This is a genomic window from Porphyromonas pasteri (assembly GCF_014647755.1).
Lineage (GTDB): Bacteria > Bacteroidota > Bacteroidia > Bacteroidales > Porphyromonadaceae > Porphyromonas > Porphyromonas pasteri.
Genome location: NZ_BMPU01000003.1, coordinates 131,075 through 148,662 on the forward strand (window position 1 = coordinate 131,075; position 17,588 = coordinate 148,662).

General features: G+C 56.6%; 11 protein-coding genes and 1 CRISPR repeat array (1 of these 12 cut by a window edge). Of the genes, 8 read left to right on the forward strand and 3 right to left on the reverse strand.

The window, feature by feature from the left end; translation table 11 throughout:
* Positions 1-903: direct repeats of the CRISPR family, unit length 48 nt; unit sequence GCTGTGATTAGCTTTCAGATTTCGTACTTTCACAGTAGCTAATACAGC; it begins 627 nt to the left of the window's first position.
* Positions 904-1,018: 115 nt separating this feature from the next.
* Genes cas2 through cas9 form a run of 3 tightly spaced genes read right to left on the reverse strand, consistent with a single transcriptional unit; the run spans position 1,019 to position 5,913 of the window.
* Positions 1,019-1,357 carry a CRISPR-associated endonuclease Cas2 gene (gene cas2, locus IEX77_RS05795; protein WP_188808104.1) on the reverse strand — a complete coding sequence of 113 codons (339 nt, stop codon included), beginning with the start codon at positions 1,355-1,357 and terminating at the stop codon, positions 1,019-1,021.
* Positions 1,339-2,262: a type II CRISPR-associated endonuclease Cas1 gene (gene cas1, locus IEX77_RS05800; protein WP_188808105.1), complete on the reverse strand. Its 924-nt coding sequence runs from the start codon at positions 2,260-2,262 to the stop codon at positions 1,339-1,341. The genes cas2 and cas1 overlap by 19 nt, the downstream gene beginning before the upstream one ends.
* A gap of 15 nt (positions 2,263-2,277) precedes the next feature.
* Positions 2,278-5,913, reverse strand: coding sequence for a type II CRISPR RNA-guided endonuclease Cas9 (gene cas9 / locus IEX77_RS05805; protein ID WP_188808106.1), 3,636 nt, complete (start codon positions 5,911-5,913; stop codon positions 2,278-2,280).
* Positions 5,914-6,474: 561 nt separating this feature from the next.
* Between cas9 and IEX77_RS05810 the strand changes: the two genes are divergently transcribed.
* From IEX77_RS05810 to metG, 8 genes are all read left to right on the forward strand, one after another.
* A complete protein-coding gene (locus tag IEX77_RS05810) occupies positions 6,475-6,972 on the forward strand; it encodes a hypothetical protein (protein WP_188808107.1) in 498 nt (165 codons plus the stop codon).
* Between the two features lie 266 nt (positions 6,973-7,238).
* Positions 7,239-7,583: a 30S ribosome-binding factor RbfA gene (gene rbfA, locus IEX77_RS05815; protein ID WP_188808108.1), complete on the forward strand. Its 345-nt coding sequence runs from the start codon at positions 7,239-7,241 to the stop codon at positions 7,581-7,583.
* Between the two features lie 28 nt (positions 7,584-7,611).
* Positions 7,612-8,844, forward strand: a complete 1,233-nt coding sequence (locus IEX77_RS05820) for an ABC transporter permease (RefSeq protein ID WP_188808109.1) — start codon at positions 7,612-7,614, stop codon at positions 8,842-8,844.
* Positions 8,845-9,169: 325 nt separating this feature from the next.
* Positions 9,170-10,507, forward strand: coding sequence for an NADP-specific glutamate dehydrogenase (gdhA, locus tag IEX77_RS05825; RefSeq protein ID WP_044115292.1), 1,338 nt, complete (start codon positions 9,170-9,172; stop codon positions 10,505-10,507).
* A 202-nt stretch (positions 10,508-10,709) separates the two neighbouring features.
* Positions 10,710-13,226, forward strand: a complete 2,517-nt coding sequence (locus tag IEX77_RS05830) for a glycosyl hydrolase family 95 catalytic domain-containing protein (RefSeq protein ID WP_188808110.1) — start codon at positions 10,710-10,712, stop codon at positions 13,224-13,226.
* 568 nt (positions 13,227-13,794) lie between these two features.
* A complete protein-coding gene (gene yihA, locus IEX77_RS05835) occupies positions 13,795-14,391 on the forward strand; it encodes a ribosome biogenesis GTP-binding protein YihA/YsxC (protein WP_188808111.1) in 597 nt (198 codons plus the stop codon).
* 21 nt (positions 14,392-14,412) lie between these two features.
* On the forward strand, positions 14,413-15,447 hold the full coding sequence (gene galE, locus IEX77_RS05840) for a UDP-glucose 4-epimerase GalE (RefSeq protein WP_188808112.1): 1,035 nt from the start codon (positions 14,413-14,415) through the stop codon (positions 15,445-15,447).
* 81 nt (positions 15,448-15,528) lie between these two features.
* Complete coding sequence (metG, locus tag IEX77_RS05845; RefSeq protein ID WP_188808113.1) at positions 15,529-17,571, forward strand: methionine--tRNA ligase; 2,043 nt, start codon at positions 15,529-15,531, stop codon at positions 17,569-17,571.
* Positions 17,572-17,588 lie beyond the last annotated feature (17 nt).

Here is a 17,588-nt window from a genome sequence, read left to right on the forward strand (position 1 = left end):
TGTGATTAGCTTTCAGATTTCGTACTTTCACAGTAGCTAATACAGCACAAATGCGACCAATATCTCGAGAGCCTTTGCTGTGATTAGCTTTCAGATTTCGTACTTTCACAGTAGCTAATACAGCCCCCAAGTGGTCAATTTCTTTGACCCCGCGGCTGTGATTAGCTTTCAGATTTCGTACTTTCACAGTAGCTAATACAGCGTCAGATTCAGAGGTATTCCTTGTAAAGGCGCTGTGATTAGCTTTCAGATTTCGTACTTTCACAGTAGCTAATACAGCAGCCGCAGACGACAGACAGCGTGCGATAGAGCTGTGATTAGCTTTCAGATTTCGTACTTTCACAGTAGCTAATACAGCCTTGTCCTTGAAGTTGATTTTCTTGAAGTTGCTGTGATTAGCTTTCAGATTTCGTACTTTCACAGTAGCTAATACAGCCCTACTACCAGGGCGATCCCTCGCCCTGGTGCTGTGATTAGCTTTCAGATTTCGTACTTTCACAGTAGCTAATACAGCATGAGTGAAACGATAATCTTAAATGGGATAGCTGTGATTAGCTTTCAGATTTCGTACTTTCACAGTAGCTAATACAGCCTCTGCAATAATTCCTTTTCCCAGAGCCCGCTGTGATTAGCTTTCAGATTTCGTACTTTCACAGTAGCTAATACAGCAAGCAGGGTAGCATAATGTAGCAGTAAAATGCTGTGATTAGCTTTCAGATTTCGTACTTTCACAGTAGCTAATACAGCCGGATAGAGAATGTTTCATAAGTCAAATCAGCTGTGATTAGCTTTCAGATTTCGTACTTTCACAGTAGCTAATACAGCCTATCCTCCGAGCTCGGGTAGCAGAAACTTGCTGTGATTAGCTTTCAGATTTCGTACTTTCACAGTAGCTAATACAGCGGATCCTGCAGAGGAGTCTATGCAACAAGCACTTAGTGGAAGGATTTAGAAAGAGAAAAGCCCGTGGATATCCACGGGCTTTTCCTTTACGTAGCGACTTTTCCGATCTAAGATCTCACAGCATATCGAAGAGGCCTGGAAGCTGAACAGCATCAGTAGGCTTACGCGAAGAGAAATGCTCCATCATACCAAACTGCTTGTCGGTAAGCGTCATGATCACCACCTCGCCCTCATCGGGAAGCATCGCCTTGACCCGCCGCAAATGCGTCTGCGCCTGCTCCATACTCGCACAATGGCGCATATAGATGGAGTACTGAAACATCGTGAAGCCATCCTTCAGCAGCTCTTGGCGGAAGCTGGTAGCCGCCTTGCGCTCCTTAGGCGTACCCGTAGGCAGATCAAAGAAGACAAAGACCCACATGATGCGGTATTCACTTAGTCGCTTGGCTCGCATGACAAGAGAGGGTAAGCCAAGCGGCGGGCCTCACCCGTGAAGCAACGCAGGAGCGAGGTCGCCGTCTGCGTCGCAGCCAGCATCAGCGGGCGTCGCTGTCCCTCAATCTCCACATCCAGCGTCGGAAGGGCGAGTAGTCGTGCCTTGATCTCCTTCGTCAGCTCCGTAGGGAAGCCCTGCTCCTCACAGATCTCCACGACGAGCAGGTCCACATAGGGGCGGTAGGGCTCCATGATATCGTCCGCCAAGCAATAGGCATTATACTTATTGTGGTGATGGATGCCGAGTGTCGGGAGGAGGCCACAGCTGACGAGGGCCCGTGCGATGATAGCTCTAAGGATGGCATAGCCGTAGTTCAGGAGCGAATTCGGGGCAGCCTCCTCTCGCTCCCGCACGAAGCCCGGAAGGGAGATGAAGAGGTTGCGCCAATAGAAGGCCGCAGCCCGTGCCTCGAGATTGTCTGCATCCCCGCTCTTGACCTGGCGGGACCAGGCGAGCATATTCTTCGCTGGCTCTCCCAAGACGGTATGCAGAGCATGGGCTTGGTTGAGGATCTTCGCCTGCACGGTCTGCTGCCAGAGCTGCTTTCTCAGGGGGAGCGAAGCATCGAGCTGCGCTCGGAAGCGCTCGGTCTGGAGCGTATGTCCGTCCAGCGGGAGGAGCAGTCCCGAAGGCATGTGCGTCGCCGAGCAGGTCACGACAGCGCAATTATTCTCGAGCAAAGCCCCTAAGAGGGTGTGGGTGATCGTGATCTGTGGGTGGTCGAGGAGGACGACCCCGATATCCTCTATCGGGATCGTCCGTACCGTCGTCTCACGATCATCCGACGGCTGCCGCACCTCCATCTGCTTGAGGCGCAGAGAGAGGTAGGCAGGATTGCCGATATAGATCGTTCGCTTCATCATGGTAGCAGGGGAGCATCAGAGCAGAGAGATACGTCCGAGAAGATCGACACGAACCTTGCGTACGTTCTTCTCTTCATAAGATGTTAAGCTAAGCTGATAAAGCTTAGGGATACGCCCCGACCTATTCATATCTGTATCTGTCTCTAGATGATATCTAACCATATAATTCCCTGTAGCGATCTTCTGCACTCGGTAAAGATGCTCACTGAGTTTGCAATAGTCTTGTGCTTCAACGGCTTGCCGAATCTCCTCATCAGACAAACCTACCAACACCATCTCATCCCTCTGTATGGACTCAACAAATATCCAGTCGGAAGATGGGAGCAAGCTCAGTACCGACTCTGGAATATCTTCCCGCTGTAGGACTTGCTCCATGACCTCACGCGGATGCGTGATGACTAAGGGGATGCCATAGCGCGCACGGTCTACAGCGTCCCAGAAGGTCACAATAGACTCTTCGAGCTTGCCCTTAGGAGTACGATAGATCGCCAGATGATGATTATTGCGAGGCGAGACAAATCCAACAGCGTCGCCCTGCTCATCGTACTTCACCGCCTTCATCTTATCCCGATCCAGCCCAGTGAAGCAGCGCACACTACGGATGGGACCTTGCGTACCCGCTTCATCCATGTACACATCTCCCGCAAAGGCTTCCTTCTCCTTGCCTCCGTGCTGTGCGAGAAGCTCCTTCAGACGCTTCCTCAGAGCCAAGTCAACGACGTAGTCTACATCCTTAGCCTTGAGGCTATGGAGGTCATACTTACAGACGATCTGCTGCTCCCCATTGACCGTGATCTGCCCATAGACCGTCTCCTTCGAGAGCGGACCACGGGGCACTAAGAGCCCCGACTGCACGCACTTCTTCCCGTGACGGAGGTAGATATTACGTCCGCGGGTGACGACACGCTTCCCTGGGCGGTAGGAGATGAGGATCTCGGCGACCTTATCGCTGACGGTCCGCACCGAGAAGTGAGGACGCTGGGTCAGCCAGCGCTCTAGGTTAGAGAGCCTACCGGTCTCCGTCGCCTGCTGCTCCTGGGCTTCCTGATCTTCCTTCTTCTTATCCTCCCGCCCAAACTCAGAGCTTAAGCGGTTGAGTCGCTGAATGTAACTCTGACGAGTACATGCCACGACGAGAGCATCGATAGCGTGGTGGCGGTGGTCCATGCGCTTCGACCAATTTGTGATGCGAAGCTCCTCGGTCGCCTCACCTTCCCGAGATACGCGCTCGGTCTCGCCCATCGAGTCGTAGCGATCGAGGTTGAGCGTATGGAGGATCTTACCATAACCCCAGAGGCTACGAAGCCGGGCAGTCACTCCACCCTCGCTCGCAGAGACACGGCGGATACCCTGCTGGAGGATAGCCATAGCTTGGCGAGAGATGTACTGCGTCAGACGTAGCTGGCGCTCGAGGAAGTCGGAGGGGATATCTTCCTTCAGCCAGCGCAGACGCTGGTGCTTGCTGTAGGAAATCTTCTTCTCCTTTAGTAGGTCATTGATGCGCTTCATATACTCGGCTTCCCTACCCTCTGCTCGGATGTACTCGAGAGCGGTGCGATTGCCCTTCGTCTGATTACATTCGTGGCAGGCACAGGTCTTATTACCATAGGAGTCATCATAGAGGACGGACTTCGGGATGATATGCTCGACCTCCATATCGTCCCCATTGAGACATTGGCTCAAGCTAATCGTCCGGCCACAATACATACACACTTTACCAGCCTCCTCCCACAGCATGTACTTTTGGATGCGAGGCTTCGTCGGATAAAGCCCACACTCACGGATCTTCGCAGCGACTTCTTTATTACGCTCCTCCCGATCCTTGTTATTTCGAGCCATACGCTCACGCTCCTCGCGGGACATCTTCAGCTCGCGTGCCAGCTCGACACGGACTTCATCGATGCCGTACTCGGCCTTGAGCGCATTGACGAGGTTGATCATCTGGTTGAGGATCTTCTCGACGAGGGGCTGACGCAGCTCATTGCGCTGCAGCAGCGGTATCTTCTCCAGAAGCGTGCGCTCAGTGATCTCTTCGCTGGTGGGGCTATTCGAGTGGCGGTAGCCGACGGCTGCACACGCCTCGCTATAGCCCAGCCCCTGCTGGAGCTGGGGGAGGAGCTTGCAGATGAACTTCGCGGACTTATTCCCGTAGCCGGGCTTGACGAAGTCCAGACGATAGAGCTGATCCAAGAGCCCACCATCCAGGTCCTCCTCCTTCATACCGAGCTGGGTGATGAGAGCACGGCGCATCGCGTCACGCTCCTCGATAGAGTAGAGGATGTGCCACAGGCGATAGAGGGGCTGGCGGACGTAGCTATCGGTGACGATGGCGACCTCCCGCTCAGTAACTTCGCCCGTCTCTTCGTCGGTGAGCTGGACGCTCATCATACGCGTCTCCAGCTCCATATCGAGGAGGTGGTGATACTGCGGATAGGGCTGCAGAATAATGCTGAGAGCTATCCGCGTAGTATCTCCTTTCAGGCCTTCCTCGAGGAGCTTATCTGCAAGTAGCTCCTCCTCGATACAGAGAAGTTCCTTGAGCTTATCTAAGTCAAGCTTGGGATGAGCCAGCTTTACAGGCTTTACCTTAGCAGGCTTCCTCTTGGGTGGTTTAGGTGCTTCGTAGGTCTGTAGATAGGCGACGAGCTTGTCGCGCTCCTCGGGTGTGATGTCGCGTGGCGAGCCATCGGGACGGATCAGACGGATATTATTCACCGCCTCATAGATACGGCAGAGCTGGAAGAGGGGCGAGGACTTCGGGGCGACCTTCGGGCCGAACTTGACCTTACGCTCGACGAGCTGCCGACCGCCCTTGCCGTCATCCTGCTGGACGCGCATCACCCTCTCCTGCTTCTCGAACTCGCACAGCGAGACCAGGTGCTTGCAGGACTTCAGCGGGCGCTGCATGAAGATGACTTCATCGCGCAGCATCCGGATGAACTCGTCCGTAAGAATATCGGGATAGTGCACGCGCTGAGCCGCCATGATCTGATCGTACTCATCGATGTAGCGCTGACGGGAGAAGATCTGATCCTTGATGCGGTAGCTGATGCCGCCCGTGGGGCTCTCACTCTGATTCTGACGGAGCTGCTCGGCGAAGTACTGCCCCACCGTCTTGTGCTCGGCCTGGAGCTTCTCGTCATTCGCACGGATGCCAGCGAGGTAGGCACTATTCGAGTCCTTCTTCTTCTTCTCGCCCTCATCACCGACGATGGCAGCGGCATCGCTCTTGACGTGACGGTACCCACGCTTCTGATTGATGTGGCAGAGCACACGCCCCAGCTCGGGCAGCGTCAGGCGCCGACCAGCTGTAGCCGCCCGCTCGCGGAGCTCCCACAGCTCCAGCAGAGGGAGCTGAATGAGTGCGGCATCGGGGAGCATCCCGACCTTCTCCAGCTCCCGACGCAGGCGGTAGCGACGCAGCTGATAGCGGGCAAAGCCTCGGCGCATCGTACGGCGCGCCGTCCGCTTTTGGTTTGCTGTGAAGGCCTCCCCCTTGGAAAAGGCCTTGTCATCTCCAAGGTTAGTTAAGGGGACGACACGGCTCCCCATACCTAAGATCTCGGCTGGATCTCCCTGCGCATCGAGGGCGATAAGGCACCACCCTATTGATCCTACTCCGAGGTCAAGACCAAGTACATGTTTGCTCATAAGCATTGGTTGTGTTGATATTAAGAAAAATGGCTACATTTGCAGTAACGAAATCTGAAAGCTAATCACAATAAGGATTTATTCCGTTGTGAGAACATCCAGGGTGGGGCCTCTTAAGTGAGGTTCTCACCCTTCTTTTTTTGTGATCAGACCGAGAGGTCAGGCCACTACGATCAGCCGTAGCACTGAAACAAATGTAGCAACTTCCCCGCTGTCGAGCAAGCAACACCACATCTATGAGCGACTTACACCTCACAGGAGGGCTCACCATACTCCCTCCTTCCCTACACCAAAAATGAGCTATCTTGAGGCTGCTTCTCCGCGAATTCGGGGTATATACGATGCGAAGATTGTTTACTTTTATTTACTACATACTATTATACACGAACATATTTCCGCGATAAAACAACATATCCATACATTTTCTCGTTATGGTTAAGGTAGGAGAAGAAGCCCGTCTTACACTCCTTCCCTAAGTACAATTCATTTAACGGAACCATTACTGCGGAGCTGGATAGCTCGGTCTACCCTCCCTCCGCCTCATCATCAACTACAAGTAAAATGGCTACAAAACAATCAATTCGCCGACACGGCATCCTATCTCTTCTCCTCTTCTCCTTTGCCTTAGTGCTCAGCTCTTGCGGTGGCAAGAGTGACCTGCCAGGCGGAGAATTCGGCGGCTTTGGCAGCGCAGACCTCAAGCAAGAGGTATCGATCAGTGCATCCGCTCCGATCAGCGTCCACTTCACAGCCAACACCCAAGGGGGATCTGACATCTACCGTGACGGCAAGCTCGTCTCTCAGACCATCTACAACTCCGAGTGGAGAGACCCCATCGCAAAGTCCTATCGCACGACCTTCACCCACAAGGGTTCGGGGCTATATGTTGGTATTATCGTACGCAGACCCGATAATGCCCCTGCATCCATCAAGGTGAAGACGAGCGTGAAGCAGTATAGAGGGAACAAGTACCTCAAGACCTACGAGAAGGAGGTAACACTCACCTCTTCACAGTCATTATCAAGTGAACTTTACAAAGTCGAGGCTAACAGCAACTAGCCAAACGATCCCGACTTAGGAGGGGCAGGCCCTCTGGCACATAGTCCCTCAGGCAAGATCCCACTTGATACTGCTCCTCTCTCGGGGCGTATCAAGTGGGATCTTCTCTTTTCGAGGAAGTGGCTTTGCCGAGCACTCTCCCACCCCGAATGAAGTACTATATATAGGTAGTCAGTCATCGGACCTTCGCCGACCGCCCTTGTAGAGGCGGGAGATGAGGCGAGCTTTGACTAACTTTGTAAGCGTAATTCAAAAAGACAGAGAGAATGGATAATACAAGAATGAGCCGAATCAATCGACTCATCCAAAAGGAGGTCAGCGACCTCTTCCGCATACAGACCCAGAGCATGCCCGGCACACTGATCACCGTGACGTCGGTGACCGTGAGCCCCGACCTCAGCATCGCTCGTGTACGCCTGAGCATCTTCCCCTCGGAGAAGGCCGAAGAGCTACTCGAGTCAATTCGCTCCAGCGCAAAGACCATCCGCTACGATCTGGGCCTACGCGTAGGCAAGCAGCTACGTAAGCTCCCCGAGCTAACCTTCTTCATCGATGACTCACTCGACTACCTCGAGCGCATCGATAGCCTCCTCGGGCTGAACGACAAGTAACGATCTCCACACTCCCCGCCCCTCGCCCGTGCTCAGCTTCCGCATAGCCCTCCGCTACCTCTTCAGCCGCACCCGCCTGCATGCAGTGAACTACGTGACGGCACTCTCTGCCGTCGCCATCGCTGTCGTCGCTATGGCGCTGGTGGCTGTCGTCGGCGTGTACAATGGCTATGTGGCGATGATCCTCGGAGCTACAAAGCAGGTCGATGCCGACATCGTCCTGAGAGATACCGAGGGCGGAGTCTTCGACCTGAAGAAGTTCCCCGACTACCGCACCAAGCTCACGAAGGCAGGTGCCGAAGCGATTGCCCTGCGCCTGGAGAGCAAGGGACTCCTACGTGTAGGGGAGCAGCAGTGGGTCGTGGATGCCGTCGGGGTGGACTCGGCCTTTGCCTCCGTCTACCCGATGGGGCGTGCAGCTGATGTACCCGAGCTCCACTCGGCGACGACCCTCGTAGACGCCGAAGGTGCACCCATTACCCCCATCCAGCTCGGCGCAGCAATTCAGCTCCCGCAGGATAGCAGCCGCACCGAGCACAACGGTCCCGCTGCCGAAGTCCTCTTCCCCAAGCGCCTCGGCTTCACCAATCCCTTAGCCCCCGCCTCGTCCTTCCAGAGCCTCGAGGCACGGGTCATCGGGCAGTATCAGCCCACGAGCCAAGAGACGGATGCTGCGATCTACCTCCCCTTGGCTGACCTGCAGGACGTACTCGACTATGAGGAGAGCGAAGTATCCGCTCTCGGCATTCACCTCCGATCGGGCGTCAAGACCTCCGACTTCAAGCAGCAGGTGAAGGTGCTCTACGGCGACCGCCTCACCGCCCTTGACCGCGAAGAGCAGCACCCAGACCTCTCCTACCTCATCCGTATGGAGAAGGTTATGACCTATCTCATCCTCCTCTTCATCCTCCTCCTGGCGGCCTTCAACGTCGCCAGCTCGCTGGCTATGCTCCTCATCGAGAAGCAAGACGACAGCCGTATCTTCACCGCCCTCGGTGCACCGCCCAGCTTCACGCAGCAGGTCTTCCGCCGTGTGGGCCTACTGATCGCCCTCACAGGGACCAGCGTCGGCATGCTCCTCGGCTGGATACTCTGCCTCTTGCAGGCACGCTTCGGCATCATCCGCTCTGGTAGCGGTATCGAAGCGATGGCGCTCCCCGTGGATGTTCGCCCGCTGGACATGCTCGTCATCTTCGTCTCGGTGACGGCGCTCTCCTTCCTCATCTCCCTCTACCCCACCCGCTTCTTCCGCCGCGGTTAGGCGCATTCCACCCCGTCGTCTTCACCTCCCCCTATACATATTATATATAGGGCGGTATACTGTGCCCATGAATACGGAGAAGGAGGGTGAAGTAAAAAGCAAAAGATTTGCCACGATACCGAAGGATAACACACGATTTTCACCAGCTATTTTGCCTTTCACACCCCTATTCACACATAGCGGAAAAGCCGTGTAGATGCGCTTCTTTCCTAAGAAATTAAAAGAAGCTACTACATTTGTCAAGGTAAAAATCATTGCATATATTTGCTGTGAAATCAAGGCTCCTACACGAGCCGTACACGCAAAACTATTAGATCGATCAGTTATGAAATCCGCTGAGATTTTGGCCTCGCTCGAGGCAAAGCACCCTGGGGAAAAGGAATTCCTCCAGGCTGTGAAGGAAGTTCTTCTCTCTGTAGAAGAAGTCTACAACCAGCACCCCGAGTTCGAAAAGGCAGCTATTATGGAACGCCTCGTAGAGCCCGACCGTATCATCACCTTCCGTGTACCTTGGATCGACGATGCAGGTAAAGTCCATGTGAACATCGGCTACCGCGTACAGTTCAACAACGCTATCGGCCCATACAAGGGTGGTATCCGCTTCCATCCCTCTGTCAACCTCTCTATCCTGAAGTTCCTCGGCTTCGAACAGACCTTCAAGAATGCACTCACCACGCTGCCTATGGGCGGTGGTAAGGGTGGTGCTGACTTCTCTCCTAAGGGTAAGAGCGACCGCGAAATCATGACTTTCTGCCAGAGCTTTATGCGCGAGCTGTGGCGCCACATCGGCCCTGACACCGACGTACCCGCAGGGGACATCGGCGTAGGTGGTCGCGAAGTCGCCTATATGTACGGTCAGTACAAGCGCCTTGCTAACGAGCACACGGGTACGATGACCGGTAAGGGCTTCACCTTCGGTGGCTCTCGCCTGCGTCCCGAATCTACGGGCTTCGGCGCTGTCTACTTCGTACAGCACATCTGCAAGCAGCACAACATCGACCTCAAGGGCAAGACGGTAGCTATCTCTGGCTTCGGTAACGTAGCTTGGGGTGTAGCTCAGAAGGCTACGGAGCTCGGTGCTAAGGTCGTCACTATCTCTGGTCCTGACGGCTACGTCTACGACCCAGACGGTATCAACACCCCCGAGAAGTTCCAGGCGCTGCTCGACCTCCGCTCCAGCGGTAACGACGTCGTCTCTGACTACGCTAAGAAGTTCCCCAACGCTCAGTTCTTCGCTGGCAAGAAGCCTTGGGAGCAGAAGGTAGACATCGCTATGCCTTGCGCTACGCAGAACGAAATGAACGAGGAAGATGCTAAGATGCTCCACGCTAACGGCGTAACCATCGTAGCTGAAACGTCGAACATGGGTTGTACGGCCGAAGCTGCTGAGTACTTCGTAGAAAAGAAGATGCTCTTCGCTCCTGGTAAGGCAGTCAACGCTGGTGGTGTAGCTACCTCTGGTCTCGAAATGACCCAGAACGCTATGCACCTCTACTGGACCAACGAAGAAGTCGATGCTAAGCTCCACCAGATCATGAGCGACATCCACGAGCAGTGCGTGGCTCATGGCCGTGAAGGTGACTACATCAACTACGTCAAGGGTGCTAACGTCGCTGGCTTCCTCAAGGTAGCTCAGGCAATGCTCGAGCAGGGCGTCATCTAAGAAGCGAACCCTTCCCTCAAGTTTCATAAGGCTTACAGCCCGCATTCCCCACGCTCGGGGGATGCGGGCTGAGCCTTTTTATAGCCCCAGCGAACGACCGAGAGGAGGGAGCTGAGAGGCGAGACTGATGCTTGGGCGGAAGAATGGCTTATCTTTGCGGGCAAACGGGAGCCGATGCTTCCATATCGCTTGCACAAGTCCTATGGCATATACTACCCTACTTCGCTGCACCCTCGTCGCAGCAGCCCTCAGCGCAGGCAACGCCTTCGCCAGCCCCACGACGGCGACACCGCGGGCTAAGACGACTACCTCTGTAGACCAGGCTTACCGCGAGAGCCTCACCTATTTCTTCGATCGCCCCGCCACGAGCATGATGGAGGCGCTCCCCCTCGGCAATGGCCGCCTGGGGATGCTCTCCGATGGTGGCGTACAGCATCAGAGGATCACCCTCAACGAAAGTTCCATGTGGAGCGGCTCGGTCGACTCCACTGCTTGGAACGCCGAGGCCTACAAGCAACTCCCCGCCATCCGTAAGCTCCTCCTCGCTGGGCGTGCTAAGGAAGCCGAAGACCTCATCTACCGCACCTTCGTCTGCGGTGGCGTAGGGAGCGGACGCGGACAGGGAGCGAACACCCCCTACGGCAGCTACCAAGTCGGCGGCTTCCTTCACCTCAATTGGGACAAGGCTCCCGAGCTCAGCGGCTACTACCGTGGGCTGAGCCTCAGCGAAGGTGTCAGCAAGGAGAGCCTCATCGTCGACGGGCAAGCCTATCGCACGAAGCGTCTGTACAGCGTCCTCGGCCGTGAGGTGCAGGTCGTACACCTCACGAACCACAGCGAAGAGGCCCGCCGTGACACGCTGCGCCTCTCCCTCTCACGCCCCGAGAACGGGCACCCCGCAGCCGAGGCAGGCTTCTTGACACTCTCGGGTCAGCTCCCCGACGGCAAGGGCGGTCGTGGCATGAGCTACGCCATCGTCGTGCGCCCCGTCCTGCCTCAGGGCGGTACGCTCATCACCCGTGGCGATGAGCTACTCGTAGTGAATGCCCCCACGATCGAGCTCTACATCGCGCACAACACCAACTACTACGATAAGCGCCTACCCGTCATGGCACGCAGCATCGAGCAGACGCTCCAAGCTAAGGCCGTGGGCGAAGCCAACCTCTTCGCTGAGCACGTACAGCGCTTCACCGCACAGATGGACCGCGTACAGGCGCGCTTCCTCGGCTCCGACCCAGCACTCTCATCGCTGCCTATCCAGCGCCGCCTCATCGCTTACTACGAGCACCCTGAGCGCGATCCAGCACTGGCCGCCCTCTATATGCAGCTGGGCCGCTACCTCCTGATCTCCAGCACCCGCCCTGGCGCTCTGCCCCCCAACCTGCAGGGGATATGGACCGAAACCATCCAAGCGCCTTGGAACGGGGACTACCACCTGAACATCAACCTACAGATGAACTACTGGCCTGCCGAGAAGGGCGCACTCCCCGAGACCGTCGGGGCGCTCACGGATTGGGTCGAGAGCATCGTACCCTCGGGCGAGCGTACAGCACGCACCTTCTACCGTGCTAAGGGCTGGGTCACGCACGTCCTCGGCAACGTATGGCAGTTCACCGCCCCTGGCGAGCATCCCAGCTGGGGCGCTACGAATACCTCCGCCGCTTGGCTCTGTGAGCACCTCTACAACCACTATCGCTACAGCCAAGACCGCGCTTACCTGCAGCGCATCTACCCCGTGATGCAGGGAGCAGCACGCTTCTTCCTCACGACGCTGGTCAAGGATCCCAAGAGCGGCTACCTCGTCAACGTCCCCACGACCTCACCAGAGAACAGCTACTACACGCCCCAAGGCAAGGCCGTAGCCGTAGCTGCAGGCTCGACGATGGACAATCAGATCCTGCGCGAGCTCTTCTCCACGACGCGCGAGGCAGCGATGGTCCTCGGTCGTGACCGCACCTTCGTCGACAGCCTCTCCACGGCACTGCGCCAGCTGAAGCCCACCACCCTCGGCCCTGACGGGCGTATTATGGAGTGGATGGAGGACTACAAGGAGGTCGAGCCACACCACCGCCACGTATCGCATCTCTACGGGCTCTTCCCTGGGAGCGAGATCACGCCACACAGCACGCCCGAGCTGGCTGAAGGCGCGAAGAAGACGCTCATCGCTCGTGGCTCAAGCAGCACCAGCTGGTCCATGGGCTGGAAGGTGAACTTCCACGCACGACTGGGCGATGCTGAGGGTGCTTATGAGGTGCTGAACATGCTCCTCCGCCCCGTCGACGCCATCGACCCCAAGACGAATAAGCCCTACGGCAGTGGTACAGAGCCCAACCTCTTCAGCTCACATCCGCCCTTCCAGATCGACGGGAACTTCGGCGGCTCTTCGGGCATCATGGAGATGCTCCTCAGCAGTGAGACGGGCTGCATCATCCCGCTGCCGGCACTGCCCAAGGCATGGAAGGCTGGTAGCATCCAAGGCCTGCGTGTCATCGGTAATGCCACCTGCTCACTCAGCTGGTCTGCTGGCGAGCTCGACCGCTTAGTCCTCGAGGCACACCACGCCTATCGTCACACGCTCCTTCTGCCTGACGAAGGTCGTGGCTACGTCCTCCGACTCAACGGCCGTCCCTTAGACACGAAGACGCTCCTCCACCAAGGTCGCCTGCACCTCCCCCAGATGCAGGCTGGCGATCGTCTGGAGGTCGTGAAGAAAGCCTAAGGCATACACAAGCCACTCTATCACAGGCTCTCCCAAGAAGAGTCACACAAGTAAGGGGCACGAACCGACTGCGGTTCGTGCCCCTTACTTATATCCCTCTATACCAAGCTCTAATAGAGAGGCTTTTTGCGACCAGTACTGCTCACCAATCGAAGCAATACTGGTTACGAATATCAACCAGTACTGGTCGGAGCGCGAACCAGTACTGGTCACTCGAGTGACCAGTACTGCTTGCTTTCCCCCTCCTCCTGCAGTTGCTTCTCGCAGACTCCACAGAGCAGGATAAGAGCAGAGCTTACGAGATCCTCAGTTATAGCCATTCACTGATGCAAGGTCAGTAGGTAGATTGACAAACGACTATCGCTCCACAGTGCAGACGACTATTGTGGTATCCTTACCTCCCCATTGCTTCGCGCCACTTCCCCCAAGGAAGTTCGGCTAACAAGCTGTATTGAGTACCAACTGCTTGCACTTTGATGCGTCAGCCCTGAAGGGTAGCTGGCCGAGATGTAGCTATTTGCTTCTTTAGCCGTATCTTTGTAGCCACTAGATAAGCGTAATAAAGCCTATGGTCATCAAGTCTGCAGAGTTCGTCATCAGCAATAGTCGTGTGGAGAAGTGCCCGACGACGGGACTCCCCGAATACGCCTTCATCGGGCGCTCCAATGTCGGGAAGTCTTCGCTCATCAATATGCTCACCGCACGCAAGGGGCTGGCTATGACCTCGCAGAAGCCTGGGAAGACGCAGCTCATCAACCACTTCATCATCAACGATGCGTGGTACCTCGTCGACCTCCCCGGCTACGGCTATGCCCGCCTCGGCAAGGATAGCCGCGATAGCCTGAGACGCATGATCGAGGACTACGTACTGGAGCGCAAGGAGCTGGTACTGCTCTTCGTGCTCCTGGACTGCCGACACGAGCCCCAGAAGATCGACCTGGAATTCATCCAATGGCTGGGCGAGGAGGGTGTCCCCTTCGCTCTAGTCTTCACGAAGGCCGACAAGCTCAGCAAGGGTCGTCTCGCAGCCAACGTCGAGGCCTACAAGGCTAAGCTCCGCGAGGAGTGGGAGGAACTCCCCCCGATCTTCGTCACCTCCTCGGAGGAGCGTATGGGGCGTGACGAACTCCTCGGCTACATCGAAGAAATCAACACTACATTATAATAGACTCCACAAAGTAAGACAATGAAAGGAACCATTCTCGTCACTGGCGGTACCGGCTACATCGGCTCTCACACCACCGTCGAACTGATCCAAGCTGGCTATCAGGTCGTCAGCATTGACAACCTGTCGAACTCCAATATCGAGGTCCTTGATGGCATCGAAGCGATCACCGGCATTCGCCCCATCTTCTACGAGGCTGACTGCAATGACGAGGCAGCTATCGAGCGCATCTTCACGACTCACCCCTCGATCCAGGGCGTGATCCACTTCGCTGCGAGCAAGGCTGTCGGCGAATCCGTACAGAAGCCTCTGCTCTACTACAAGAATAACTTGCTCTCACTGATCGTCCTCCTCGAGGCTATGCAGCGCCACGGTACCAAGGGGATCGTCTTCTCCTCGTCGTGCACCGTCTACGGCCAGCCCGAGATCCTGCCCGTCACCGAGGAAGCTCCTATCCAGGTAGCCCTCTCGCCCTACGGCAACACGAAGCAGATCAATGAAGAGATCCTCAACGACGTAGTCTATGCAGGTGTACCCTACAAGGTCATCCGCCTGCGCTACTTCAACCCCATCGGTGCTCACCCCTCTGCACTCATCGGTGAGCTCCCCAATGGTGTGCCTCAGAACCTCATCCCCTACCTGACGCAGACCGCTGCTGGTATCCGTCAGCAGCTCAGCGTCTTCGGTGATGACTACAACACCCCCGACGGCTCTTGCATCCGCGACTACATCAATGTCGTCGACCTGGCTAAGGCCCACGTCATCGCTATCGAGCGTATGCTAGACGACTCCAAGGGTAGCGAGCCTCTGGAGACCTTCAACATCGGTACCGGTCGTGGCGTCAGCGTGCTGGAGCTCATCCGCACCTTCGAGGCTGTCACGGGCGTGAAGGTCCCCCACAAGATCGTCGGCCGCCGCGAAGGCGACATCGAGAAGGTCTGGGCTGACCCCACGAAGGCCAACACCATCCTCGGCTGGGAAGCTAAGGAATCCCTCGCCGACACGCTCCGCTCTGCTTGGGCTTGGCAGGAGCGCCTCATTGAGAAGAATAAGTAATATACCGCATCATGCGCGCCGAGGGGTAGGACTTTTATCCGTCCTACCCCTTCGTATGGTGCTTAGATAGAAAGAATATAGATGGAGAAGAACTTCAAGCGTACCCTCATCACCGCCGCCCTGCCTTATGCGAACGGCCCCGTGCACATCGGCCACCTGGCAGGTGTGTACATCCCCTCTGATATCTATGCTCGCTACCTGCGCCTCCGTGGAGAGGAGGTGCTCTTCGTCTGTGGTAGCGACGAGCATGGTGTGCCCATCGCGATCAAGGCTAAGAAGGAAGGCGTGACCCCACAGGATATCGTCGACCGCTACGACGGGATCATCCGCAAGTCATTCGCTGACTTCGGTATCACCTTCGATACCTACGGCCGTACGACGAGCGCCACGCACCGTGAGCTTGCCTCTTCGATCTTCCGAACCATCTACGACAAGGGCGGCTTCATCGAAGAAGAGAGCGAGCAGTACTACGACCCCGAGGCCAAGCAGTTCCTCGCGGACCGCTACATCACGGGTACCTGCCCTCGCTGTCAGAATGAGCGTGCCTATGGTGACCAGTGTGAGTCCTGCGGCTCGACGCTGAACCCCACCGACCTCATCCACCCCAAGAGCGCTATCTCCGGTGCTACGCCTGAGCTCCGCAAGACAAAGCACTGGTATCTACCTCTGGACAAGCACGAGCCCTTCCTCAAGCAGTGGATCCTCGAGGACCACAAGGAGTGGAAGAGCAATGTCTACGGGCAGTGTAAGAGCTGGCTCGACGGAGGCCTGCAGCCCCGTGCTGTGAGCCGTGACCTCGACTGGGGTATCCCCGTGCCCGTAGAGGGTGCTGAGGGCAAGGTGCTCTACGTGTGGTTCGATGCGCCCATCGGCTATATCTCCAATACGAAGGAGCTCCTGCCCGACAGCTGGGAGAAGTGGTGGAAGAGCGAAGACACGCGCCTCCTGCACTTCATCGGTAAGGACAACATCGTCTTCCACTGCATCGTCTTCCCTGCGATGCTCCGTGCCGAAGGCTCCTACATCCTCCCCGAGAACGTCCCCGCCAATGAGTTCCTCAATCTCGAGGGCGACAAGATCTCCACGAGCCGCAACTGGGCCGTCTGGCTCAACGAGTACCTCGAGGATCTGCCCGGTAAGCAGGACGTCCTACGCTACGTCCTCACGGCCAATGCCCCCGAGACGAAGGACAACGACTTCACGTGGCGTGACTTCCAGGCACGCAACAACAATGAGCTGGTAGCTGTCTTCGGTAACTTCGTGAACCGTGCCCTCGTCCTCACCTCGAAGTACTTCGACGGCAAGGTTCCCGCTCTCGGTGCGCTGACCGACTTTGACCGCGAGACCCTCGCAGAGCTCTCCACCGTCCGTGCCGCCATCGAGCGTGAGCTGGACAACTTCCACTTCCGCGAAGCCCTCAAGGAAGCGATGAATCTGGCACGCCTTGGCAACAAGTACCTCGCCGACACCGAGCCTTGGAAGCTGGCGAAGACCGATATGGAGCGTGTCGCCACGATCCTCAATATCTCCCTGCAGATCACGGCTAACCTCGCCATTGCCTTCGCGCCCTTCCTGCCGATGAGCAGCGAGAAGCTCTGTAAGATGCTTGCCATCGACCTCCCCGCTTGGACCGACCTCGGCCGTAGCGACCTCATCGAAGCTGGGCACACGCTCGGCGAGGCCAGCCTCCTCTTCGAGAAGATCGAGGATGACGTCATCGAGGCTCAGATCCAGAAGCTGCAGGCGACGAAGGAAGCCAACGAGGCTGCCGAAGATCACGCAGCCCCCATAGCTGAGAATATCGACTTCGAGGACTTCCTCAAGCTGGACATCCGCGTGGGTACCGTCACCGAATGCACGAAAGTGCCTAAGGCCGACAAGCTCCTGCAGTTCCGCATCGATGATGGTCTGGGTGGTCGCACGATCGTCTCAGGTATCGCTGAGCACTATGCTCCCGAGGAGCTGGTAGGCAAGCAGGTCTGCTTCATCGCCAACCTCCCTCCACGTAAGCTCCGTGGCATCGAGTCGCAGGGGATGATCCTCTCCGCAGCCGATCGCACGACGGGTCAGCTACGCGTGATCACGCCTCAGGGCCCGATCACCCCTGGTAGCGAAGTCAAGTAAGGCTTCGCCCCTCCCCC

What these genes read in the sequence shown, in the direction of transcription:
- IEX77_RS05830 (WP_188808110.1), top strand. Translation starts at nt 10,710, where the DNA reads ATGGCATATACTACCCTACTTCGCTGCACCCTCGTCGCAGCAGCCCTC.
- yihA (WP_188808111.1), top strand. Translation starts at nt 13,795, where the DNA reads ATGGTCATCAAGTCTGCAGAGTTCGTCATCAGCAATAGTCGTGTGGAG.
- cas9 (WP_188808106.1), bottom strand. Translation starts at nt 5,913, where the DNA reads ATGAGCAAACATGTACTTGGTCTTGACCTCGGAGTAGGATCAATAGGG.
- IEX77_RS05810 (WP_188808107.1), top strand. Translation starts at nt 6,475, where the DNA reads ATGGCTACAAAACAATCAATTCGCCGACACGGCATCCTATCTCTTCTC.
- cas2 (WP_188808104.1), bottom strand. Translation starts at nt 1,357, where the DNA reads ATGCGAGCCAAGCGACTAAGTGAATACCGCATCATGTGGGTCTTTGTC.
- gdhA (WP_044115292.1), top strand. Translation starts at nt 9,170, where the DNA reads ATGAAATCCGCTGAGATTTTGGCCTCGCTCGAGGCAAAGCACCCTGGG.
- metG (WP_188808113.1), top strand. Translation starts at nt 15,529, where the DNA reads ATGGAGAAGAACTTCAAGCGTACCCTCATCACCGCCGCCCTGCCTTAT.
- rbfA (WP_188808108.1), top strand. Translation starts at nt 7,239, where the DNA reads ATGGATAATACAAGAATGAGCCGAATCAATCGACTCATCCAAAAGGAG.
- cas1 (WP_188808105.1), bottom strand. Translation starts at nt 2,262, where the DNA reads ATGATGAAGCGAACGATCTATATCGGCAATCCTGCCTACCTCTCTCTG.
- galE (WP_188808112.1), top strand. Translation starts at nt 14,413, where the DNA reads ATGAAAGGAACCATTCTCGTCACTGGCGGTACCGGCTACATCGGCTCT.